General features: G+C 63.2%; 20 protein-coding genes. 10 read left to right on the forward strand and 10 right to left on the reverse strand.

Going from position 1 to position 21,957, the window contains the following annotated elements; translation table 11 throughout:
* Nucleotides 1–195: 195 nt before the first annotated feature.
* The 5 genes from GGR23_RS03705 (at nt 196) to GGR23_RS03725 (ending at nt 6,473) form a co-directional block, all read left to right on the forward strand.
* Nucleotides 196–1,041 (forward strand): outer membrane protein assembly factor BamD, encoded by an 846-nt coding sequence (locus GGR23_RS03705; RefSeq protein ID WP_183364737.1) that lies wholly within the window; start codon nt 196–198, stop codon nt 1,039–1,041.
* A gap of 12 nt (nt 1,042–1,053) precedes the next feature.
* The gene (recN, locus tag GGR23_RS03710) at nt 1,054–2,727 is read left to right on the forward strand and encodes a DNA repair protein RecN (protein WP_183364738.1); all 1,674 of its coding nucleotides are present in this window, start codon (nt 1,054–1,056) and stop codon (nt 2,725–2,727) included.
* Nucleotides 2,728–3,134: 407 nt separating this feature from the next.
* On the forward strand, nt 3,135–5,300 hold the full coding sequence (gene ligA / locus GGR23_RS03715; protein ID WP_183364739.1) for an NAD-dependent DNA ligase LigA: 2,166 nt from the start codon (nt 3,135–3,137) through the stop codon (nt 5,298–5,300).
* 3 nt (nt 5,301–5,303) lie between these two features.
* Nucleotides 5,304–5,894 (forward strand): 3'-5' exonuclease, encoded by a 591-nt coding sequence (locus GGR23_RS03720; protein WP_183364740.1) that lies wholly within the window; start codon nt 5,304–5,306, stop codon nt 5,892–5,894.
* 84 nt (nt 5,895–5,978) lie between these two features.
* Nucleotides 5,979–6,473 (forward strand): CreA family protein, encoded by a 495-nt coding sequence (locus tag GGR23_RS03725; protein ID WP_183364742.1) that lies wholly within the window; start codon nt 5,979–5,981, stop codon nt 6,471–6,473.
* 362 nt (nt 6,474–6,835) lie between these two features.
* Here the strand turns inward: GGR23_RS03725 and GGR23_RS03730 are convergent, their stop codons facing one another.
* From GGR23_RS03730 to GGR23_RS03740, 3 genes are all read right to left on the reverse strand, one after another.
* On the reverse strand, nt 6,836–7,300 hold the full coding sequence (locus GGR23_RS03730) for a chemotaxis protein CheW (protein WP_183364743.1): 465 nt from the start codon (nt 7,298–7,300) through the stop codon (nt 6,836–6,838).
* Nucleotides 7,301–7,302: 2 nt separating this feature from the next.
* Nucleotides 7,303–9,270, reverse strand: a complete 1,968-nt coding sequence (locus GGR23_RS03735) for a methyl-accepting chemotaxis protein (protein WP_183364744.1) — start codon at nt 9,268–9,270, stop codon at nt 7,303–7,305.
* A gap of 251 nt (nt 9,271–9,521) precedes the next feature.
* Complete coding sequence (locus tag GGR23_RS03740; RefSeq protein WP_183364745.1) at nt 9,522–10,316, reverse strand: DUF2189 domain-containing protein; 795 nt, start codon at nt 10,314–10,316, stop codon at nt 9,522–9,524.
* A gap of 145 nt (nt 10,317–10,461) precedes the next feature.
* On the opposite strand from GGR23_RS03740, the gene GGR23_RS03745 reads away from it, so the two are divergent.
* From GGR23_RS03745 to GGR23_RS03760, 4 genes are all read left to right on the forward strand, one after another.
* Nucleotides 10,462–10,611: a hypothetical protein gene (locus GGR23_RS03745; protein ID WP_183364746.1), complete on the forward strand. Its 150-nt coding sequence runs from the start codon at nt 10,462–10,464 to the stop codon at nt 10,609–10,611.
* A gap of 123 nt (nt 10,612–10,734) precedes the next feature.
* Complete coding sequence (locus tag GGR23_RS03750) at nt 10,735–11,340, forward strand: SCO family protein (RefSeq protein WP_183364747.1); 606 nt, start codon at nt 10,735–10,737, stop codon at nt 11,338–11,340.
* 29 nt (nt 11,341–11,369) lie between these two features.
* Nucleotides 11,370–12,254 carry a 50S ribosomal protein L11 methyltransferase gene (locus GGR23_RS03755; protein WP_183364748.1) on the forward strand — a complete coding sequence of 295 codons (885 nt, stop codon included), beginning with the start codon at nt 11,370–11,372 and terminating at the stop codon, nt 12,252–12,254.
* A gap of 445 nt (nt 12,255–12,699) precedes the next feature.
* Entirely contained in the window at nt 12,700–14,535 is a 1,836-nt protein-coding gene (locus GGR23_RS03760) for an aminopeptidase P family protein (RefSeq protein ID WP_183364749.1), read from the forward strand.
* 79 nt (nt 14,536–14,614) lie between these two features.
* On the opposite strand, the gene GGR23_RS03765 is transcribed toward GGR23_RS03760, so the two are convergent.
* A complete protein-coding gene (locus GGR23_RS03765) occupies nt 14,615–14,929 on the reverse strand; it encodes an AzlD family protein (protein ID WP_183364750.1) in 315 nt (104 codons plus the stop codon).
* A gap of 3 nt (nt 14,930–14,932) precedes the next feature.
* Nucleotides 14,933–15,640, reverse strand: a complete 708-nt coding sequence (locus GGR23_RS03770; RefSeq protein ID WP_183364751.1) for an AzlC family ABC transporter permease — start codon at nt 15,638–15,640, stop codon at nt 14,933–14,935.
* 239 nt (nt 15,641–15,879) lie between these two features.
* Here GGR23_RS03770 and GGR23_RS03775 point away from each other — a divergent pair, with 239 nt between their 5' ends.
* Nucleotides 15,880–16,143: a DUF2164 domain-containing protein gene (locus GGR23_RS03775; RefSeq protein WP_183364752.1), complete on the forward strand. Its 264-nt coding sequence runs from the start codon at nt 15,880–15,882 to the stop codon at nt 16,141–16,143.
* A gap of 63 nt (nt 16,144–16,206) precedes the next feature.
* Here the strand turns inward: GGR23_RS03775 and GGR23_RS03780 are convergent, their stop codons facing one another.
* From GGR23_RS03780 to GGR23_RS03800, 5 genes are all read right to left on the reverse strand, one after another.
* Nucleotides 16,207–16,602 (reverse strand): hypothetical protein, encoded by a 396-nt coding sequence (locus GGR23_RS03780; protein ID WP_183364753.1) that lies wholly within the window; start codon nt 16,600–16,602, stop codon nt 16,207–16,209.
* A 13-nt stretch (nt 16,603–16,615) separates the two neighbouring features.
* Nucleotides 16,616–17,446, reverse strand: coding sequence for a 3-methyl-2-oxobutanoate hydroxymethyltransferase (gene panB, locus GGR23_RS03785; protein WP_183364754.1), 831 nt, complete (start codon nt 17,444–17,446; stop codon nt 16,616–16,618).
* 1 nt (nt 17,447) lies between these two features.
* Nucleotides 17,448–18,323: a pantoate--beta-alanine ligase gene (gene panC / locus GGR23_RS03790; RefSeq protein ID WP_183364755.1), complete on the reverse strand. Its 876-nt coding sequence runs from the start codon at nt 18,321–18,323 to the stop codon at nt 17,448–17,450.
* 144 nt (nt 18,324–18,467) lie between these two features.
* Nucleotides 18,468–19,103: a bifunctional nicotinamidase/pyrazinamidase gene (gene pncA, locus GGR23_RS03795; RefSeq protein WP_183364756.1), complete on the reverse strand. Its 636-nt coding sequence runs from the start codon at nt 19,101–19,103 to the stop codon at nt 18,468–18,470.
* A gap of 97 nt (nt 19,104–19,200) precedes the next feature.
* On the reverse strand, nt 19,201–21,945 hold the full coding sequence (locus GGR23_RS03800) for a M16 family metallopeptidase (protein WP_183364757.1): 2,745 nt from the start codon (nt 21,943–21,945) through the stop codon (nt 19,201–19,203).
* Between the last annotated feature and the right edge of the window lie 12 nt (nt 21,946–21,957).

Here is a 21,957-nt window from a genome sequence, read left to right on the forward strand (position 1 = left end):
CGCTCATCTGCAGCGGCCTTTTGCGTGTGCGGGCGGCACAAGCGGGTTTTGTTCTGCCTGCCACAAAAATGCGTTAAAGAATCGACAATGCGTTGTTATCGAGCGCCCTTTGCTCTAGAAACGCCAGTCAGGTCCGTCGGCAGAGGGGCCTAGTTTTGAAATTCGGTCCGATAGGTAGTGCAAGGTTTGTCCAACATGAATAAAACTGCGCGTGTGCTGCTGGTGTCTCTTCTTCTCGCCGGCACGGGCACTTTCGTTGCGAGCTGCCAGTCGGACCAGGATATCGACATTTCCAAGATCGGTATGGAAACCGATCCGCCGGAAGTGCTCTACAACCAAGGGCTTGCAAACTTCAAGGCAGGCAACACCACCGAGGCGCAGCGCAAGTTCGATGCGATCGACCGCCAGCACCCCTTCACCGACTGGGCCCGCAAGGCTCTCGTCATGAGCACCTTCCTCAAGTACCGCACCGGCGACTACGACGCGGCGATCACCACCGGTTCGCGCTACATGAATCAGTATGCCAATACCGACGATGCGGCTTACGTCCAGTACCTCATCGGCCTGTCCTATTCGAAGCAGATCCCCGACGTGACGCAGGATCAGCGCGCAGCCGCGCAGACCATCGACGCCATGCAGAAGGTGGTCGATAACTACCCGCAGTCCGAATATGTGGACGATGCGCAGACCAAGATCCGCTTTGCCCGCGACAACCTCGCCGGCAAGGAAATGCAGGTCGGCCGCTACTATCTGGAGCGCAAGGAATATCTCGCCGCCATCCAGCGCTTCCGCATCGTCGTCGAGAAGTACCCGAACACCAACCAGGTCGAAGAAGCGCTTGCCCGTCTGGTCGAGGCCTATTTCGGTCTCGGCATCGTGCAGGAAGCCCAGGCTGCGGCGGCGGTGCTCGGTCGCAACTATCCTGACAGCCAGTGGTATGCCGACAGCTACAAGCTGCTGCAGACGGGTGGTCTGGAGCCGCGCGAGAATGCCGGGTCCTGGATCACGCGTGCAGCGAGCAAGATCGTCCTCGGGGGCTAAGACCGGAACGCCATGCTCGTCCAGCTTTCGATCCGCGATATCGTCTTGATCGAACGCCTGGACCTTGGCTTCGATCGGGGTCTTTCGGTGCTGACCGGTGAAACCGGTGCCGGCAAATCGATTCTGCTTGACAGCCTTTCTCTCGCGCTCGGTGGGCGCGGGGATGGCGGGCTTGTGCGTCACGGCGAGGAGAAGGGGCAGGTCACGGCCGTCTTCGACGTGGCGATGGACCATGGCGCGCGCCGTCTGCTCCGCGAAAACGGCATTGATGACGACGGCGACCTGATCTTCCGGCGGGTCCAGTCCGCCGACGGACGGACCAAGGCCTATGTGAACGATCAGCCCATCAGCGTGCAGCTGATGCGCCAGGCCGGGCAGATGCTGGTGGAAATCCACGGCCAGCACGATGACCGCGCGCTGGTGGACACCGATGCTCACCGCAACCTGCTCGATGCCTTCGGGGGTCTGGCCGATGAAGCCGGTGCCGTTGGCGCCGTCTATCGCGCCTGGAAGGATGCCGAGCGGCAGCTGAAGAAGCACCGCGAAAAGGTGGAAGCCGCCGCGCGCGAGGCGGATTTCCTGCGCTCTGCCGTGGAAGAGCTGACGCGCCTTTCCCCACAGGATGGCGAGGAGGACGACCTCGCCGAGCGGCGGAGCCAGATGCAGAAATCCGAACGCATCGCCGGCGATATTGCCGAGGCTTCGGAATTCCTCAACGGCAACAGCTCTCCGGTTCCTCACATCGCCTCGCTGGTCCGCCGCCTGGAACGCAAGGCGCAGGAGGCGCCGGGATTGCTCGAGGAGACGGTATCGCTTCTGGACCAGGCGCTCGACAGTCTCTCCAATGCCCAGATGGAGGTCGAGGCGGCGCTGCGCCGCACCGAATTCGACCCCAAGGAGCTGGAGAGGGTGGAGGAACGGCTCTTTGCGCTGCGCGCTGCGTCCCGGAAATATTCGGTGCCCGTATCCGATCTCCCGGCACTCGCCGTTCGCATGACCGCGGATCTTGCGGATCTGGATGCCGGCGAGGAAAGGCTGAAGCAGCTGGAGAAGGCGCTTTCCGAGGCGGAAGCCAGCTATTTCAATGCGGCGGACAGCCTTTCGGCAAAGCGGCGCAAGGCGGCGGATGCCCTGGCCGAGGCGGTGATGGCGGAGTTGCCGGCGCTCAAGCTCGAACGCGCCCGCTTCATGGTGGAGCTGAATTCCCGCCCGGAGAATGCCGGCGCCGGGGGCATCGACATTGCCGAATTCCATGTGCAGACGAACCCCGGCACCCGTCCGGGCTCGATCATGAAGGTCGCGTCGGGCGGGGAACTCTCCCGCTTCCTGCTGGCCCTCAAGGTCGCGCTCGCTGACCGCGGGTCTGCCCCCACACTGGTTTTCGACGAGATCGATACGGGCGTCGGCGGGGCGGTGGCGGATGCGATCGGCCAGCGGCTGAAGCGCCTGTCGGATCGCGTACAGGTGCTCTCCGTTACCCATGCACCGCAGGTGGCGGCCCGCGCGGCCACCCACTTCCTGATCTCGAAGGGACCATCTGCCGCCGATGCGGCAAAGATCGCAACCCGGGTTGCCGTCATGGAACCTGGCGATCGCGCAGAGGAAATCGCCCGCATGCTGTCCGGTGCCTCCGTGACGGACGAGGCGCGCGCTGCCGCTGCCCGCCTGATCGCCGGCAATGGCTAGGATGCTTGGCTTGCGTTTCTTTCGGACCTTCTTATAATGTAGATCCCGGCGGATGCTGGAACACCCGCCGGAAGCTGGAACACCCGCCGGGAGTTTTACTGGTCTTTCTTTTAGTCAACCCGCACGGTCATTGACCAGGTCGTGCGGGTTTTCCGTATGATCAGCGCGATGGAAACCGGAAAGATCCGCATTTCGAACACCTCCACATGTCCGGCAAGGCCGTTGCCTCGGTCGGGTCAGCCCATCTACCCGATCGGCACCACCTGGCGGGTGCCTGCTGCTTTTGCAGAGCATTCGGATATGCTAAGATGCGTGTGGACGGTTGCAAGGCTCCCGGGCTTTCGGAGCTTTCAAGCGGGGCCGGTCTCCTCTAAAACCGGTTGAAGAGATTCCCGACGAGGCTTTCCATGCAGATCCAGTTCGACAAACCGGTTGAAGCCCTGAGCGAAGAGGAGGCAAGGGCGGAACTTGCCCGTCTGGCCGCGGAAATCGCCCGTCACGACGCGCTTTACCATGCCAAGGACGCGCCGGAGATTTCGGATGCCGATTACGACGCACTGAAGCGGCGCAACGATGCCATCGAACGGCTCTATCCGGCGCTGGTGCGCGCAGACAGCCCCTCCCGCCGGGTGGGCTTCACGCCGCTTCCCACCTTTGCGCCGATCACCCATGCGCGCCCGATGCTGTCCCTCGACAACACGTTCTCGGACGAGGACGTCCGGGATTTTGTCGCCAGCGTCTATCGCTATCTCGGCATGCTGCCGGATGACTCCATTGCCTTTACCGCGGAGCCGAAGATCGATGGTCTCTCCATGTCGATCCGCTACGAGAACGGCCGGCTGGTGAACGCGGCGACGCGCGGCGATGGCACGACGGGCGAGAACGTCACCGCCAATATCCTCACCATTGCCGAGATTCCCCGCACCCTCCCGACGGGCGTTCCTGCGGTGGTGGAAGTGCGCGGCGAAGTCTACATGGCCAAGAGCGACTTCCAGGCGCTGAATGCGCAGATGGAGGCGGAAGGCAAGCAGACCTATGTGAACCCGCGCAACACCGCCTCCGGTTCATTGCGGCAGCTCGATCCCAAGGTCACGGCCGCGCGAAAGCTTCGCTTCTTCGCCTATGCCTGGGGCGAGATGTCGGACATGCCGTCGGACACGCAGTTCGGCATGGTGGAGACGTTCCGCGCCTGGGGTTTTCCGGTCAATCCGTTGATGAAGCGCTTGAGCCGGCTGGAGGATATCCTCGGCCATTACCGGGAAATCGGTCTGAAGCGGCCGGACCTCGACTATGACATCGATGGCGTCGTCTACAAGGTGGACCGCCTCGACCTGCAGGAGCGGCTCGGTTTCCGGTCCCGGAGCCCGCGCTGGGCGACCGCGCACAAGTTTCCGGCGGAGCAGGCGGTGACCCGCCTGACCGGGATCGACATCCAGGTCGGCCGCACGGGGGCACTGACGCCGGTGGCGCGCCTCGAGCCGGTGACGGTGGGCGGTGTGGTCGTCACGAATGCGACGCTGCATAACGAGGATTACATCCGCGGTCTCGGCAATTCCGGCGAAGCGATCCGGGACGGGCGGGACATCCGGGTCGGCGACATGGTCATCGTGCAGCGGGCAGGGGACGTCATTCCGCAGATCGTGGACATCGTGCCGGAGAAGCGGCCACAAGGCAGCGTGCCTTACGAGTTTCCCAGGACCTGCCCGGTCTGCGGCAGCCATGCGGTGCGCGAGGTCAACGAGAAGACCGGCAAGGTGGATGCCGTGCGCCGCTGTACGGGCGGTTTCGTCTGCCGTGCCCAGGCGGTGGAGCATCTCAAGCACTTCGTCTCCCGCAATGCCTTCGACATCGAGGGGCTCGGCACCAAGCAGGTGGACTTCTTCTTCGAGAGCGACGATCCCGCGATCCAGATCCGGACGGCTCCCGACATCTTCACGCTGGAGCGCCGGCAGCAGACGGCACTTGCGAAGCTCGAGAACAGGGAAGGTTTCGGCCGTACCAGCGTGCGAAAGCTCTTCGACGCCATCAACAGCCGCCGACGCATCGCGCTCCATCGTCTGATCTTCGCCCTGGGCATCCGGCATGTGGGGGAAACGACCGCCAAGCTCCTGGCCCGCGCCTATGGCACATACGAGGCCTTTGCCGAGGCCATGGAGGCGGCGGCGCCGATGCATGGGGACGCCTGGAACGAACTGAACGCCATTGAGGGAATCGGCGAGGTGGTCGCCACGTCGATCGTCGAATTCTACAAGGAACCGCGCAACCGCGACGTGATCGACAGGCTGCTTCAGGAAGTTTCGCCCGAGGAGGCGGAAAAGCCGCAAACCACGGGAAGCCCGGTTGCCGGCAAGACGGTGGTCTTCACCGGTTCGCTCGAGCGGATGACGCGCGACGAGGCAAAGGCGAGGGCGGAAAGCCTCGGCGCAAAGGTTGCCGGTTCGGTTTCCAAGAAGACCGATATCGTCGTCGCAGGTCCGGGCGCGGGGTCCAAACTCGACAAGGCGCGCGAACTCGGCATCCAGACGATGGACGAGGACGAATGGCTGGCCTTCATCGGCGCTGCCGCGGGCTGAGCGATGCGTGCACTGGCGATCGATTTCGAAACTGCAAGCGAGGAGCGGGGCAGTGCCTGCTCCGTGGGTCTGGCATGGGTGATGGACGGGGTGGTGACGCGGGTCGAGGAACGGCTCATTCGTCCGCGCAGCATGCGATTCTCCGCCATGAGCATCGCCATCCATGGCATTCGCCCGGAGCATGTGGAAGATGCGCCCGAATTTCCGGAGGTGATGGACGAATTCGCCGAGGATATCGCCACGCTGCCGATGATCGCCCATAATGCGGCATTCGATTTCTCGGTCTGGCGCGGAGCGCTCGACCAGTACCGGATGGCCTATCCCGACGTGACCTACTTCTGCACGCTCAAGATGGTGCAGAAGGTCTGGCCGCATCTTCCCTCCCACAGGCTGAACGTGGTGGCGGATCACCTGCGGCTTGCTTTCCGGCACCATACCGCCGGAGAGGATGCCGCGGTTGCCGCCCAGGCCGCCATCGGTGTGGCGGGCACGCTGGGTGCCATCGACCTCCACGACATTGCCGACCGGATCCGGATGACGCCCGGCCGGCTCCATGCCAGAGGCTACGAGCCCTGTTCGTGCCGAAAGCGTTAGCGATCTCCGCTTGCGCAGAATCAAAGGCTACCTATCTCTGGTGTTGTAACGATCTGTTGATCGGCCAGACGAAAGGACATCATCATGCGCTTGCCGGGTATTCGCATTCTTGCCGGTGCAGCTTTTCTCTCCGTGGCGACCAGCCTTCCCGCGCAGGCGGATGTGGTGGGCAAGATTGGCGTCGACTGGATCGGCAACGACATCATCGTCGAAGCGCTTGCCGATCCGGATGTCGAAGGCGTTACCTGCCACATTACCTATTTCGACCGAAGCGTGATCGACCGCCTGCAGAAGGGCAACTGGTTCGAGGATCCGTCGAACAACTCCATCGCCTGCCGGCAGACGGGGCCGATCACCATCGGCGACATCGATCTTTCCAAGGAGGGCGAGGAGGTCTTCAAGCAGGGCATGTCCCTGATCTGGAAGAAGATGGTGGTGAACCGCATCTATGACCGGGCGAACGATACGCTGGTCTATGTGGTCCATACCCGCCAGGTGACCGACGGCTCGGCCAAGATGGCGATTTCCACGGTGCCGCTCTATGGCCAGACGGTGACCTGGAAAAACGGCAAACCCTGAGCCCGTTCGATGAAACGTTTTCGGTGAGATGCACCCAAAAAAAATCGTTCAGTTTTGACGTGCAGGTAAGCCGGCCCGCGGTTTTCCCCTTCCGTTCTCCGATTTCTTGTGCATACCTTGCGTTGTACAAAGAAAGCACGCCTTTTGCTGGCAATCGGCGTGAACTTCTCCTGTATGCGCCCGGATCGGTTCCTGCGGAGCTTACCCCAACCGTTTGAACCCCCAAGAAAAGCCTCGAACCACCCAAGGTTCGGGGCTTTTTCTTTTTGCTACGCAGCGTGGCAAATGTCGGGAAAGCACCGGCCATGAAAAAGGCCGCGTTCTGAAGAAACGCGGCCTTCGAAAAATTCAACTTTAAGGCTTCAGGCTGCCTGTGCCAGCTCGTCGGCGATGACCGTGTCGAGGTTCAGGAAGCAGACCATGGATTTCTCCAGAGCCACGATGCCGCGGCAGAAGGCGCGCTGGGCTTCCGGAATGATCTCCGGCGGCGGCTGCAGGTCTTCGCTGCGGATGGTCATCATGTCGGATACCTGCTCGACCAGCAGGCCGACCAGCTTGCCGGCGATGTCCGTGACGATGATCGCGGAGCGTTCGGACGGCTCGGTGTGGTTCATGCCCAGCCGGCAAGCCATGTCGATGACCGGGATCACAGCGCCGCGCAGGTTGATGAGACCGAGCACGTAGGGCGGGGTGTGCGGCATCGGGGTCACCGGTGCCCAGCCGCGGATTTCGCGGATGGCCATGATGTCGATGCAGAATTCCTGATCGGCGAGGTGGAAGGATACGATTTCCAGGTATGCGCCGGATTGCTTGATGGCGTTCGACATGATCAGAACTCTTCCCAGTTATCGCTGGCGCGGACAGGCTCGGCCTGGGCGACTGCGGCGTTTCTGTTGAATGCACCGGCAACCTTGCTCACCAGTGCCCGGGCAGGGGAGGCTTGCGGTCGCGGTGTCTCCCTTACGGTCTGTGGACCAGAGTAGGCGACATTTCTTTCCCGGAGCTTAAAGCGGCTGATGGCCTGGATCAGCTTGTCGGCATCCTGGGCAAGCGTGTGGCTGGCGGCGCTCGTCTGCTCCACCATCGCGGCGTTCTGCTGGGTCACCTGATCCATCTGCAGCACGGCGGCATTGATCTCGGACAGACCCGTATTCTGCTCGTGGGTGTCCGAGACGATCGAGATGACGTGGTCGCTGATCCGCACCACATCCTCGCCGATATGTTGCAGCACTTCCCCGGTGGCGGTGACGAGGCTCACGCCGTTCTTCACTTCCTCGCTCGACTTGTTGACGAGCGTCTTGATGTCCTTGGCAGCGCCGGCAGCCCGTCCCGCGAGCTCGCGCACCTCCTGGGCCACCACTGCGAAGCCCTTGCCGGCCTCGCCGGCCCTTGCGGCCTCGACACCCGCGTTGAGCGCCAGAAGGTTCGTCTGGAAGGCGATTTCGTCGATCACGTTGATGATCTTGCCGATCTCCCGCGACGCATCCTCGATTCGCTCCATGGCGGCCATGGCATCGGAGACAACCTTGCCCGACCGCTCCGAGGTCTGCCTTGTCGCATCCACCATCTTGCCGGCCTCGTTGGCCTTGTCGGAGGAGTTCCGAACGCGGGTGGTGATCTGATCGAGGGCGGCTGCGGTTTCCTCGAGCGACGCAGCCTGCTGCTCGGTACGCTTGGCGAGATCCTCTGCCGCAGACCGCATCTGCTGGCTGTAGGACTGGATCGAAACCGAGTTCATCCTGATGTCGCCGACGACCGATTGCAGTTCCACGATCGTCTTGTTGAAGTCGTTGCGGAGCCTTTCCAGATCGTCCCGGAAGGGCGTGTCGATGGTCGCGGTGATATCGCCTGCGGCGAGGCGGCCAAGTCCCGTGGCAAGCGCTTCCACTGCAAAGCGGATCGCTTCTGCGTCCGCGCGCTGGGCGGCCTCCGAGCTGCGGCGTTCCTGTTCCCGGGCGAGGCGTGCATCTTCCGACTGGCTTTCCAGCGCCAGCTTTTCTTCGGCCGCCTGGCGGAACTGTTCGGTCGCCCGCGCCATTTCGCCGATCTCGTCGCCCCGGTCGGTCATTTCCACCGGCGTGCGGATGTCGCCCTCCAGGATGCGGCCCATGCTGCGGCGGACGGCCAGAATGCCCCGGCGCAGATTGTTGCCGTGGTGCATCTGCATCAGGATGACGCCTGCGAGAGCCACGACGCCGGCTGCAAGCTGGATGTAGAGCGAGGCATTGGAGGCTTCGTCGGCAAGCTGCAACCGCTCGCGCACGGCGGTACCGCCACGGGCCGCCATATCGCTCAACAGATTGCCGAGGCCTTCTCCGGCCCCGTCGATGGTATCGTCGATGGCGCCATAGGCCTCCTCGCTGGCACCCTGTTCCACGAGCGCCTTCAGATCCACCGCAATCGCCTTTTCCAGCGCAGTCAGGTCGCGGTCGAAATTGGCGACGGCATCGGGCATGCCGAGCGCCTCGGCCAGCTCGAACAGCGCCTTCTCTCCGCTGCGGAGTGTCTTGACGGAACTGGCGACGATTTCCTGCCGCTCGGGCTTGACCTGTTTCTCCGCCTTGTCCACCAGCGTGTCCATGGCGGCGAGAACCATCGTCGTATTGGCGTGGCGCATGGAAACCACCGTTTCCACTTCCTGGCGGATCGCTTCCGCCTGGGCGAGTTCGGCAGAGATCACGCGGCTTTCATAGACGCCGACGGCAATCATGGCCGAGACGCCTGCAGCCGCGCCGAGACCGAGGGTCCACAGGCGCTGGCTGACTGAAAAGGTGCTCTTCTTGCTGTGCACAGACATGAAATCTCCATCATCATTCGCTGCGTGGCGGAGCGCAGGCGAAACGGGAAGGTCCATGCACAGGCCTGCCTGCGGCAGGGGCGGATGATCCGCCAATGAAACATCGGTAACGGTCCGCGCCAATCGCCGTGTGCGCGGCGCGCGCGGAACAGACCGGTCATTTGACACCGTTGCCGAATTTACGGGCCAAAGTTTAAGTAATGGATAATTATATTTGATGCCGAAACGCTAACCATCGCGGTTGATCCGGATCAGGAGATCTCGATCACTGCCCGGTAGAGGTGCCAGGTGGCATGCCCGAGCACCGGCAGCACCACCAGAAGGCCGAGAAACAGCGGAACCAGAGCAAGGATCGCCGACGCCCCGACGATCACGCCGAAGCCGAGCATGGCCACGGGGTTCTCTGTCACGGCCCGGATGCTGGTGATCATGGCGGTCACGAAGTCCACGTCGTGATCCAGCAGCAGCGGCATGGCCACCACCGTGACCGAAAAGAGAATGGTGGCAATGACCGCGCCGACGATGGTGCCGACGCCAAGGAAGCTGAGGCCCTGCGACGTGGTGAGGATCACGTGGACGAGCGCATCCAGTTCCGCCGGGGCCTTGTAGCCCAGGAAGAGCGCGAAGAGCAGGCGCACCTGATAGATCCAGACCCAGAAGATGAACAGCACGACGAAAGCCATCCAGGAGAGCTGTCTCTCCCTCTGGCGGAAGACTTCCGCAAGAATGGCGCTCCAGGTGATGGGCAGGCCCTTCTCCCGTCTCCGGCTCACCTCATAGAGCCCCACGGCAATGAAGGGCCCGATCAGCGGGAAGCCGATGGCGACCGGGATGATGAGCCACGGCATGTGGTAGATGCTGAGGGCTGCCACGATGAACATTCCGCCCGCGGCATAGATCGCGCCGAAGAAAAGGCCGTAGGGGAGGTGGGCGAGGTAGTCCGAGAACCCCCGCCGAAGGGCCGTGCCGATCTCCGCTCCCGTGATGCGCCTGATCCGTATCCGGCGCGCCTGCGTTTCTCCCGTTGCCGTTTCCAGGCTGTCCATCCGTCATCCTCCCCGAAGACTGCGACTGAGCGCGAGTGTTTCCCGGAAAGGAAGATCCGTCCTTGAGTTTTGTCAAGAAAATCGGATGCCGGGTGCAAAAAGGGCTCCGTTTGCACTCGGGCGGCCTTTGGTCTAGGATGGTTTCATGCCCAGCGACACCAGAACATGGCCGATTGCAGCCGTCGCAGCAGCGCTTGCCGCGCTGGTGCTTTCCGTGGGATTCGCGGGCTGGATCCGGCATGCGGGCGAGCTCATGCTTTCGCTTGGCCAGGCCGGCTTGTCCTGGTGCCTCTAGCATGGCTGCAGCGCTTGCGTCATAGCGTCCTTCCGCGCCTTCGGGCGGATTTGCCGGTTTGCATCGGCGCCGCTGCCGGGCTATCAGCAGCAACCGACGAATTTTCCGTGGAAGGAAGGATGCATGCGCTCCGTTCGTATCATGCTCTGGGCTGCAACCCTTGTGCTCGCCATCATCGTGGCGCTGCTCGGCTATAGCTACACCCGGTCCAGCGGCGAGCTGGCGGAAGGGCCGTTTGGCGTCCCGTTCCAGCTTGTGAAGCAGGACGGCCAGCCGATCACCGACAAGGACCTTCAGGGCAAGCCGACGGCGCTGTTCTTCGGCTTCACCCACTGCCCGGATGTTTGCCCCACAACCCTCTTCGAAATGGACAACTGGCTGAAGACGGTGGACCCGGACGGAACCAGGCTTCAGGCGCTGTTCGTGACCGTCGATCCCGAACGCGACACGCCCGCGGTGATGAAGGACTACGTCACCAATGTTTCCTCCCGCATCACCGGTGTTTCCGGCGATCCCGCCAAGGTGATGGAGATGGTGAAGGGCTTCCGCGTCTATGCCAAGAAAGTGCCGACCGATCCGGCGAAGCCCGATGGGGACTATGTCATGGATCACACCGCATCGGTCTTCCTTCTGGACGACAAGGGCCGCTTTGCCGGAACCATCGCCTACCAGGAGGATCCGAAGGTCGCCGAGACCAAGCTGAAGAACCTCATCACCCGCAATCTCTGACCGACCAGACGCTCCCGAAGGACCTGACCGTGAGTGAAATCCGCCTGTATGTTTCCACGACCGAGGCCCGTGCAGAGCGCATCCTCGAAGCGCTGACCGATTTCTTCGGCGAAGAGGATTTCGCCATCGGCACCACGGAGATCGACGAGAAGAACGATATCTGGGAAGCGTCGATCTACATGATGCGCAATGAGGAGGAGGCGCTGCTTCCGCGTCTGCGCGAATGCCTTTCCGGCGAGTTCGGCAATGACACGATCCTGCGTGAAGAACTGCCCGACGTCGATTGGGTGGCAAAATCGCTCGAGGGGCTGAAGCCCGTGCGTGCCGGGCGCTTCCTCGTCCATGGCTCCCACGACCGGGACAAGGTGCGGATGGGCGACATTGCCATCGAGATCGATGCGGGCCAGGCCTTCGGTACGGGCCATCACGGCACGACGGCCGGTTGCCTGGAGATGATCGAGCATGTCATGCGCGCCCGCAGGCCCCGCAATGCGCTCGACCTCGGCACCGGCAGCGGCGTTCTTGCAATCGCTGCCCGCAAGCTTGCCCATATCCCTGTTCTGGCGACGGACATCGATCCGGTTGCAACCCGCGTTGCGGCCGAGAATGTCCGACGCAACGGCATCGCTTCGGGCATCGCGCTCGAGACCGCCCCGGGTTTCCACTCCACCGCCTTCTCGCGCCACGGTCCATTCGATCTGATCATCGCGAACATTCTTGCACGCCCGCTGATGCGCATGGCACCCGATCTGGTCCGCAACCTCGCGCCGGGCGGCTCCGTCATCCTGTCCGGCATTCTCGCCGGCCAGCGCTGGAAGGTCCTCTCGGCCTATAACGGGGTGAAACTCCGCCATGTCCGTACGCTCTGGCGCAACGGCTGGGTTACGATCCATCTCGACAGCCCGCTGGCCTGAGGCCGGCGGGGCGCCCCTTCTTCGTCATCCATGGTCCGAAAAGCAAAAAGGCGGTGCACAAGGCACCGCCTGCCGATCAGTCTGACCTGATCTGCCCGCAAGCCTGGGAGGAGGAGGTGGCTCAAGCGGGCTCCGGATGCCTTGGCTTTCCGTCGAAGGGAGGGAGGAGGAGATCGACGGGAGCGGCTCGGCACCGGGTTCTGTTTTGCTTCAAAACACGTCGTCTGCGACGTGCTTCGATGGCCGGGGTTCTACCAGTTTTTACCGGATGGAAAACAGGTAATACGGCATAGCCGCTATGCACTCCGCGCATGGAATAAAAGCGGAGCCAGCTGTTTTTGTATATGCTGGGATAGTGGGGTACCCGGTGGAAATCGCCATGTTTGCCTGCTGGCAAATAGCGTCTAAGGTCTCCCCAACGGAATCGGACAGGCGGATTATCTCCATGTTTCAAAGTTTCGACGTCACCGCGACCCCTCAGTTCGGCAAGGAGCGCGTGGACGCCCTGCGTGCCCGTTTCGATGCGGACGGGGTGGATGCGGTGCTGATCCCCCGCGCGGACGATTATCAGGGCGAATATGTGCCGGCATCGGCCGAGCGGCTTGCCTATGTGACCGGCTTCACCGGTTCGGCCGGGATCCTCATGGTGACGCGGGACAGGGCGGTGGTCTTTGTCGACGGGCGTTACGTCACCCAGTTGCAGGAACAGGTGGACCGCGAGGTCTTCACCGGCGGCGATCTCGTGAACGAGCCGCCGCACCTTTACATCCTGCGCAAGGGTCTGAAGGGCCTGCGCCTCGGTCTCGATCCGTGGATGCACACCGGCGCCGAAATCCGCCGGCTGGAAAAGACGCTGGCCGAGGTCGGCGGCTCCCTCGTCTTCCTTGCCGAAAATCCCGTCGACCGGATCTGGACCGACCGTCCGGCAGAGCCGATGGGGCAGGTGTCCATCCAGGATCTCCCTCAGTCCGGCCAGCTTGCCGCCGAGAAGATCGAGGCGATCCGCAAGGAGCTTTCGGAGAAGGGGCAGGATGCGGTTCTCATCACCGATCCGTCGTCCCTTGCGTGGATCTTCAACATCCGCGGTCTCGATGTCCCCCGCACGCCGCATCCGCTGGGGCGGGCGATCGTCCATGCGAAGGGCAAGCCCGACCTGTTCCTCGATCGCCGCAAGACCGGGATCGAGGCGGAGGCCTATCTCGGGCAACTGGCACACCAGAAAGCCCCCGGTGAACTGCCCGCGGTCCTGAAGGCCCTGGCTGGCGAAGGCAAGCGGATTGCCGTCGACCCCGACCTGACACCCTATGCGCTCGTGCGTCTGATCCGCGATGCGGGCGGCGAGGTTGTCGAAGCGGGCGATCCCGCGAAAATTCCGCGCGCCTGCAAGAATCAGGCGGAGATCAATGGTTCGGCGGCGGCCCATCTGCAGGATGGCGCTGCCATGGTGGAGTTCCTCGCCTGGCTCTCTGCCGTGAAGCCCGGCACCCTCACCGAAATCGATGCGGCAAAGCGCCTCGAAGCCTGCCGCCGCGCGGTCGGCGAGCGGATGCAGAACCCGCTGAAGGACATCTCTTTCGACACGATTGCCGGCGCTGGCGAGCACGCGGCCATCATGCATTATCGCGTCACGACCGATACGGACCGGATCATCGCACCCGGTGAACTGTTCCTGATCGATTCCGGCGGACAGTATATCAACGGGACGACCGACATCACCCGTACCGTCGGCATCGGCGAGGTGCCGGAGGAGCAGCGCCGCTTCTTCACGCTGGTGCTGAAGGGGATGATTGCCATTTCCACCGCCCGCTTCCCCAAGGGCACGCGCGGACAGGATCTCGACCCGCTCGCGCGCATCGCGCTGTGGAAGGCGGGCGCGGACTATGCCCACGGCACCGGGCATGGCGTCGGCTCCTATCTCTCCGTCCACGAGGGGCCGCAGCGCATCTCACGGCTCGGCACGCAGGAACTGCTGCCGGGCATGATCCTTTCGAACGAGCCCGGCTATTACCGGCCCGGCGCCTTCGGCATCCGCATCGAGAACCTCATCTTCGTCAGGGAGGCGGAGGAGATCGAGGGCGGCGACATGGCGATGCTCGGCTTCGAGACGCTGACCTTCTGCCCCATCGACCGGTCGCTGATCGTGACTGCGCTGCTGACCCGGGAGGAGCTTTTCTGGATCGATGCCTATCACGCGGAAACGCGGGAGCGTCTCCTGCCCCTCATCGAAGACGAGGCTGTACGCCAATGGCTCGTCGAGGCGACGGCGCCGCTCAGAAACTGATTCAGGAAAACCGGCCGCCGCGCAGAAACTGATTCAGCGGGCGGCCGCAACGTGTTGAAATCGAAGCGGTGCGGCCGGCTTACCAGCCGCCGCCGTGGCGCAGGGCCATGACCACAACCCAGCCTGCGGCCAGCATGGTCAGCACATTGAAGCGCAGCCCGACAACGAGCGCGACGGCCATGGCGATCTTCAGCTCCGGCCCGCCGGCATAGAAGTTCGGCGCGACGAGTGTCGTCAGAACGGCCGCGGGAACGGCGTTCAGCGCCGCATCGAGCCGGGGCGGGATGGTTTTCATCCGCGTGATCAGAAAATAGCCGCCGATACGGGTGGCGAAGGTGGCAACTGCTGCTGCCAGAATGAGAATCAGCATGTCGAGGTGCAGGAAGCCGTCCATGGATCAGGCCTCCTCGACGGTTGCGGGTGCGGACGCCTTGACCGGCATCAGCGCCGCCACGATCACGCCGGCAAGCGCCCCGACACTCACATGCCAGGGCGAGCCGATGTAGCGGTAGGCAAGAATCGACCCGATGGCCGCCGTCAGCGCGACGGGCAGGAAATTGTCCCGCTTGCGGAAGCCGAAGACCAGCCCGAGGAAATAGACCGGCAGCAGGACATCGAGCCCGATGACCTTGGGGTCGGTGATGAGGTTCCCCAGGAGCGCGCCGATCAGCGTTACCACGAGCCACGGCACATAGATGATCGTGCCGAGCCCCATATACCAGGCGAAGGTGACCGCGCGGCCGCTTTCCCCCCGTTTCACGGTCTCCGCAAACTGCGGGTCGGTAAGCAGGAAGAAGGTGAGGAATTTCTGCATTCCGTTGAAATGCAGGATGAAGCGGGTCATGGCGGCAGAATAGAGAATATGCCGGAAATTGACCGCGAAGATCGAAAGTATGATCAGCCAGGGCTGAACGCGATGGCCGAAGAGCTCGAGGCCGACCAGCTGGCTTGCCCCGGCAAAGACGGTGGCGCTCATCAGCGTCGCCTCGAAGATCGTCTGCCCATTCTGCACCGCCACCGCGCCGAAAAGGGCGCCGAAGGGAGCGGCGGACAGCACGATGGGAACGCCGACGCGCATGCCCTCGCGGAAATCGGAACCGGTCATGAAGGAGAACCTTTCGAAACGAATATCCTGAAGTAGCCGCAGAGGGGGCTCTGCACAAACGTCTTTGGCTGATGCCCCCATTTATTCTGCTTATCGTTATGGACCGCCTCCATCTTCGGGCAAGCCAGCCCCCCGAAGATCGGCTGCAAGGGACTATGAGAGTCCATCAACGAGGATCACGCCATCATGACGATGGACCGGCTGCGCCGGCAGTGCTCTTTCGAGAGGTTCAGGAGTTCATGAAAAAGGTCGAATTCTCCAAGGAACAGAAAACCGCCATTGCCCGACGCGTGCAGCGCTACTTCATGGAGCAGCTGGATGCGGAGATCGGAACCGTGTCGGCCATATTCCTACTTGATTTCTTTGCCGACGAAATCGGCGGGCATTTCTATAATCGTGGCCTGATCGATGCCCATGAAGCGCTCGCTGCCCGCCTCGACGATGTTTTCGACGAGGTCTGGAAGCTCGAGATGCAGACGGCGCCCGTTCACCACAACGCCTGAAGGGCCCCAATCAGAGAAAAGGTAGCGCCGCAGCGCTGCCTTTTTTCGTTGGGAGGACATCATTCATCTGCGCCCGGGCAACCTGCCTTCCAGGGCAGGCATGAGGGCGAAGACGATCTGGCCGGCCAGACCTGCTGCCCCCTCCGGCGTCGACAGCGCCGCCAGAAATGCGCCGATGCCCGCGCCGGTCAGCACCGCGGAAAGAAGATACTCCGCCAGCATCAGAAGACAGAAGGCGAGAAAGCCCATCCCCAGCCGTAGAGGCAGGGCAGGGTTTACCGGCCGAAGCCGGAGAACGAGCCTGAGCGCAGCCCAGGAGAGGGCCAGTATCAGCGGCAGCTCGATCAGCACCGCGCCAAGCGCACCTGTCACGGGCGCAACAACAAGCACCCGCAGGGTGCCTATCAAGGCTCCCGCTGCAAAGACCAGCACGAAATAGAGGAAGGCGGCACGCGGCATGGCACGCCCTTCGTCAGAGCGGCTGCTTCTTCATCTGGAACGTATGCTCCGGGCCGGGGAACGACCGGGCCTTGACCTCGGCTGCATAGTCCTCGACGGCCCTGGAGATCACCGGCGCCAGAGAAGCGAAGTGCTTCACGAAGCGCGGCTTGAAATCCGTGAAGACACCCAGCATGTCGTCCACCACGAGGACCTGACCGTCACAGGCGGGCGAGGCGCCGATTCCGATGGTGGGAATGGGGCAGTCATCGCTGATTTCGCGGGCGAGCGGCTCTATCGTCCCCTCGACGACCATCGAAAAGGCGCCGGAATGACCGACCGCAAGCGCATCGCGCTTGATCTTTTCCGCTTCAGCAGTGGTCCGGCCCAGGGAGCGGTAACCGCCCGACGCATTCACCTGCTGCGGCATGAGGCCGACATGGCCCATGACGGGAATGCCGCGGAGGGTGAGGAAGGATATCGTCTCGGCCATCTCCGCGCCGCCTTCCAGCTTCACGCCGTCACAGCCGGTTTCCTTCATCAGCCGGGCCGCATTGCGGAAGGCCTGTTCCGGTCCCTCCTGATAGGAGCCGAACGGCATGTCCACGATGACGCAGGCATTCTCCACGCCCCGCATCACGGCCTGGCCATGCGCGATCATCATCTCCATGGTCACGGGGATCGTGTTGGGCAGCCCGTAAAGCACCATGCCAAGGCTGTCGCCGACAAGCAGGAGATCGCAATGCGGGTCGAGCAGCTTGGCAATCGGCGTGGTATAGGCCGTGAGGCTGACCACGGGCCGAACGCCCTTCAACGCAGTGATATCGGCGGTGGTGAGCCGCTTCTTGCGAACAGCCATGCTCATGTCAGGCAGCCTTCGTTATGGGAGCGATTGCCTTGCGGCCGATCACGCGATTGTCGAGAAGCTTGGTCCGGCCGAAGCGGACGAAGAGCAGGAGCAGAACCGGCCCGTCGACGCGATCGAGGGCCTCGAGCGTCTCCGGATGGCGAAGGGCCACCACTTCCGGATCCGCCAGCGGCTCGCGGCGGATGAAGTCCCGGATCGCGGCCTCGAAGGCCTTGATGTCAGTCATCCCGCTGCGGAAGAGGCGCTCGGCCTCTTCGAGGGCATGCGGCACGATCACGGCCGCCTTGCGCTCTTCGGGCGTCAGATAGACATTGCGGGACGAGCAGGCGAGGCCGTCCTTCTCGCGCACCGTTTCGACGGGGACGACGCGGACCGGCATCGCCAGATCCTTCACCATGCGCTGGATGATGGTGACCTGCTGGTAGTCCTTCTCGCCGAAATAGGCGGCATCGGGCTGCACGATGTTGAAAAGCTTGGTGACGACCGTTGCCACGCCGGCAAAATGGCCGGGGCGCACGGAGCCTTCGAGTTCGGAACCGAGGCGCGGCACGTCGACCACCGTCTGCATAGGCTCCGGATACATGTCCTCCACCTCGGGCGCGAAGAGGATGTCGACGCCGCCGGAAACGAGCAGGGCGCTGTCGCGCGGAAGGTCGCGGGGATATCGGGCGAGGTCCTCGTTCGCACCGAACTGCAGCGGGTTCACGAAGATGGACACGACCGTCACATCATTTTCTGCGCGGGAATGGGCAACGAGCGACATGTGGCCGTCATGAAGATAGCCCATTGTGGGAACGAGACCGATGCTGCGGCCTGCCTTGCGATGGGCGGAAACGAGTTCGCGCAGCCGGGCGATAGTCTTGACGGTTTCCAACTCCAGCCCTCCCTCTGCCGGGTTAGCGCGGGATCAAGGCCCGCGGGCGTCCATGGGTTCTGTGGTAAACTGTGCAGTGCAAAAAAGCAAACCCAACATTTGGGCAACTGTCCAAAAGGCGGGCAGGGATTGCCTTCTCCGGCGTCACCGGGAGGCTTCGGCGAGAATGTCCGCACTCGTCACGACCGGCACGCCTGCCGCCCGCATCTGCGAAACGGCGGCCTCGACTCCCTCAGGAGAAATGCCGCGGGAGAGGTCCGAGACGAAGCGGACCCTGACGCCGGGCAGGAGCTCGAGAGCGTCGAGAACCGAGAATTTCACGCAGTAATCCGTTGCCAGTCCGCCGATGTCGAGTGCCGTGACGCCCCGGCGCCGGATCTCGTCGGCGAGGCCGGTGAGGGCTGAGCGATCATTGTCCCGGAAGGCGGAATAGCTATCCACGCCAATATCTTGGCCCTTCTTCTGGACAAAGTGAATCCGGCTTTTCTCAAGTTGTGGATGAAAGTCGGCGTCCTCCGTCCCCCGGACGCAGTGGTCGGGCCAGAGCATCTGCGGCTTGCCTGACAGCGTGCCCATTTCGAAGGGCCGTGCGTGCGGATGCTGGGAGGCGAAGCTGCCGTGATTGGCAGGATGCCAGTCCTGCGAGGCGAGGATGAGGTCATAGCCGCCATCCCGCATCAGCCGGTTGGCCACGGGTATCACCTGATCGCCTTCCGCAACGGGCAGGTTTCCGCCCGGGCAGAACCCGTTCTGCAGATCGACAAGAAGCAAAGCCTTCATCAGCGCCATCCTTTCTTTGCGCTGCAACATGGCAAGGCCCGGCGGCCACGGCAAGAGCGGCGGCAGAAAAAGACCGCCCTCATGCTCGGCAAGGCCGTCACTTCATCTGTTTCGGATCGCCCGCAACCGAGATCGCGATCGGCTGGGCTGCGATGCGGCTTGCCTGCGCCTGAACGTCCTGAAGCGTCAGATCGTCGATCCGCTTCAGGTAGGTTGCCAGATCGCCAAGCGTGTAGCCGGTGGATTCGAGCCCCACCACGAGGCCGGCCAGACTGCTGCCATTGGCCGTGGCGGACAGAAACTCCGACTTCATCGTCTTGCGGGCGGTTTCGAATTCCTCCGGCGTGATGGGCCGGGTTGCCATCTCCTTCACGATCCTGCGGATTTCGCCGAGGGAATCGCTGGTGTGAGCGGTGTCGACCGCGGCCTGGATGTAGAGAAGGGCATTGTCCAGTCCGCGCGTTCCCTGCGTTTCCGCGCTGATGCCGTAGGACCAGCCCTTCTCCTCGCGAAGAACGAGGTTGAGACGGCTCTTGAAGGTGCCGCCGAGGATGCGGACCGCGAGGTCGAATGCGGGGCCGTCCGCGGTTTCGGGAGAGGGGGCCTTCATCGCCGCGATGATCATGCTCTGCGTCGCGCCTTCGACAGGCCGCCTGGTCAGGCCCTCCGCGACCGTCGGACGGACGGGCTCGGGCGAAAGGGGGGCATTGCGTCCGCCTGTCCAGCCGGCAAAGGCCTTGTCGAGACGAGCCTTCACATCGTCGGCATCGAGGGCGGCGACGACATGGACCGTTGCCCGCTCGGGCTGCACCAGTCCGTCGAAGATGCTGCGCGCCCGCTCCGGTGTCAGCGCCTGCAGGCCCTCCGCGGTGCTTTCGCGCGCTTCTGCCGCATTCGCCGGATAGATCTGGCCGACAAGGCCGCGGAGGGCCTGATAGCCGGGATCCAGCCTGCGCTGTTCGATGCCGGTCATCGCACCCTCGATCATCGCCTTCCATTCCTTGGCATCGAAGCGGGGGCGCATGATCGCCTGCGAAAGATAGAATGCGGCAGTGTCGAATTTTTTCAGCGGTGCGGAGGCGCCAAGGACGGAGCGATAGGCCCCCGCATTGCCGCTGAGGCTTATCCCCTCCTGCTTCAGTTTTTGATCGAGTGACACCAGGGGCGTATCTCCCAGTCCGCGGCTGCCGATCCCGAGCGCGATGTCGGCAAGGGCAGGCTCCGCTGCGGTCGTTCCGCCCGGGACGACGATCGCTATGCTTGCCCGCTGCGCGTCGCTGCTCTTGTAGACGAGCAGTTTCGCACCGTTTGCCAGCACGCGCTCCGACATCTCCGGCAACTCAAGGCCCGCAACCGCGTCCATTTCGAGCTTCGGCATGGGAATGTCGGGTCGCGCCGGGGCCTCTTCCGGCTGGAGCGCACCGGTCGAATCCGCCAGCGCCGGGGGATAGGTGGCATTGCGTGGTCCCGGGAGCAGCCGCACGGAGACGGCGGGTCTGTCGAGCAGCGACTTCAGCAGATCGGTCAACTCCTCCGGGGTGACCTCCCGGGCGAGCGTTTCCTGATCGCGCCAGGTCGCGGCATCTCCTCCCCAGGCGGCGGCATTGGCAAGGCCGATGGCAAAGCCGAGCGGCGAGTTGGGCAGGTTGTCGAGGCCCTCCTTGAGTTGCGACCGCGCCGCATCGAGAGCTTCCGGGGAAATGCCCTCCGCCGCGATGGCACCGAGCGTTGTCCTGAGTGCCGTCTCCAGCTTCTCGACAGGCACGCCCTTTGCGGCCGATGCGCTGACGGAGAAGGTGCCACCCAGGTTGCGAAACTCGAAGCCTGCCCCTGCCGAATTCGCAATGCGCTCGTCGATGACCAGCTTCTGCTGGAGCGAGCTTTTGCCCGTGGAAAGCACTGCCCCCAGCAACATGTGCTCGACCGCTTCCTTCGACAGTCCTTCCGGACCGGGCCAGGCCATGCTGATCGCGGGCTCGGTGACGGCATCCTTGAAGACGAGCTGCTTCGGCTCGCCAAGGGGCGGCACAGGGCCGGCTTCGGAACCCAGTCCGATCTTCTCGAGCATCCGGTTGAACCACCGGGTGACTGCCCAGCCGCGATCGGGTGCCGGGATGAGGCCGAAGGTCAGCTCGATGTCCGCTTTAGCCCGCGTCACATCGAAATTTCCTGAAATCGCCAGTGTGGCCCGATCCGGCAGGTAGTTGAGCCGGTGGAAGGCGACCACATCCTCGAGGCGGGCCGCCTGCAGGTCCTTGATCGAGCCGATCACCGCATGGGCATAGGGATGGCCGGCAGGAGCGAGCTCGACATTCATCTGCTCGACAGCCGCGCCGCCGGGCGAATCCAGCGTGTTCTGCCGCATTTCGTTGAGGACGACCGCGCGCTGGTTGTCGAGATCTTCCTGCGTCACGCCATTGGCAAGATTGGCCATGCGGTCGGCTTCCAGCCGGATGAATTCCGGCAGGGCCTCCTTCGGGCCGGTGTTGTGATAGGTCGTCGAATCCCATTCCGTGTAGGCATTGTTTTCTCCGCCGACGGCGGAGATGGCCGCATCGTAATCGGGCACGTCGGGCGTGCCTTCGAACATCAGGTGCTCGAAGAGATGGGCAAAGCCCGAACGACCCGGTTTTTCATCGGCCGATCCCACTTCGTAAAGCACGACCGTGCTGACCGTCTGGGAATTGCGCGTCGGAGCCAGAACCACCGTCAGCCCGTTTTCCAGCTTGTACTGTTCTATCTCGGGTGCCTGCTGCTCCGCGCCCAGCGGCAGCGGGAAGGAAAGCGTCGCGGCCAGAAGCGAGGCGGACACGATACGGGCGAGAGGCGATCTGATCAGCATGAGGTTTCCGGT

The organism is Gellertiella hungarica (genome assembly GCF_014197145.1).
Taxonomy (GTDB): domain Bacteria; phylum Pseudomonadota; class Alphaproteobacteria; order Rhizobiales; family Rhizobiaceae; genus Gellertiella; species Gellertiella hungarica.

Coding starts and splice junctions, on each gene's coding strand:
- pncA (WP_183364756.1), bottom strand. CDS start 19,103: ATGAAGGCTTTGCTTCTTGTCGATCTGCAGAACGGGTTCTGCCCGGGC.
- GGR23_RS03740 (WP_183364745.1), bottom strand. CDS start 10,316: ATGGACAGCCTGGAAACGGCAACGGGAGAAACGCAGGCGCGCCGGATA.
- GGR23_RS03735 (WP_183364744.1), bottom strand. CDS start 9,270: ATGTCTGTGCACAGCAAGAAGAGCACCTTTTCAGTCAGCCAGCGCCTG.
- GGR23_RS03720 (WP_183364740.1), top strand. CDS start 5,304: ATGCGTGCACTGGCGATCGATTTCGAAACTGCAAGCGAGGAGCGGGGC.
- GGR23_RS03775 (WP_183364752.1), top strand. CDS start 15,880: ATGAAAAAGGTCGAATTCTCCAAGGAACAGAAAACCGCCATTGCCCGA.
- GGR23_RS03770 (WP_183364751.1), bottom strand. CDS start 15,640: ATGACCGGTTCCGATTTCCGCGAGGGCATGCGCGTCGGCGTTCCCATC.
- ligA (WP_183364739.1), top strand. CDS start 3,135: ATGCAGATCCAGTTCGACAAACCGGTTGAAGCCCTGAGCGAAGAGGAG.
- recN (WP_183364738.1), top strand. CDS start 1,054: ATGCTCGTCCAGCTTTCGATCCGCGATATCGTCTTGATCGAACGCCTG.
- GGR23_RS03780 (WP_183364753.1), bottom strand. CDS start 16,602: ATGCCGCGTGCCGCCTTCCTCTATTTCGTGCTGGTCTTTGCAGCGGGA.
- GGR23_RS03745 (WP_183364746.1), top strand. CDS start 10,462: ATGCCCAGCGACACCAGAACATGGCCGATTGCAGCCGTCGCAGCAGCG.
- GGR23_RS03765 (WP_183364750.1), bottom strand. CDS start 14,929: ATGGACGGCTTCCTGCACCTCGACATGCTGATTCTCATTCTGGCAGCA.
- GGR23_RS03730 (WP_183364743.1), bottom strand. CDS start 7,300: ATGTCGAACGCCATCAAGCAATCCGGCGCATACCTGGAAATCGTATCC.
- GGR23_RS03725 (WP_183364742.1), top strand. CDS start 5,979: ATGCGCTTGCCGGGTATTCGCATTCTTGCCGGTGCAGCTTTTCTCTCC.
- GGR23_RS03750 (WP_183364747.1), top strand. CDS start 10,735: ATGCGCTCCGTTCGTATCATGCTCTGGGCTGCAACCCTTGTGCTCGCC.
- GGR23_RS03800 (WP_183364757.1), bottom strand. CDS start 21,945: ATGCTGATCAGATCGCCTCTCGCCCGTATCGTGTCCGCCTCGCTTCTG.
- GGR23_RS03705 (WP_183364737.1), top strand. CDS start 196: ATGAATAAAACTGCGCGTGTGCTGCTGGTGTCTCTTCTTCTCGCCGGC.
- panB (WP_183364754.1), bottom strand. CDS start 17,446: ATGAGCATGGCTGTTCGCAAGAAGCGGCTCACCACCGCCGATATCACT.
- GGR23_RS03760 (WP_183364749.1), top strand. CDS start 12,700: ATGTTTCAAAGTTTCGACGTCACCGCGACCCCTCAGTTCGGCAAGGAG.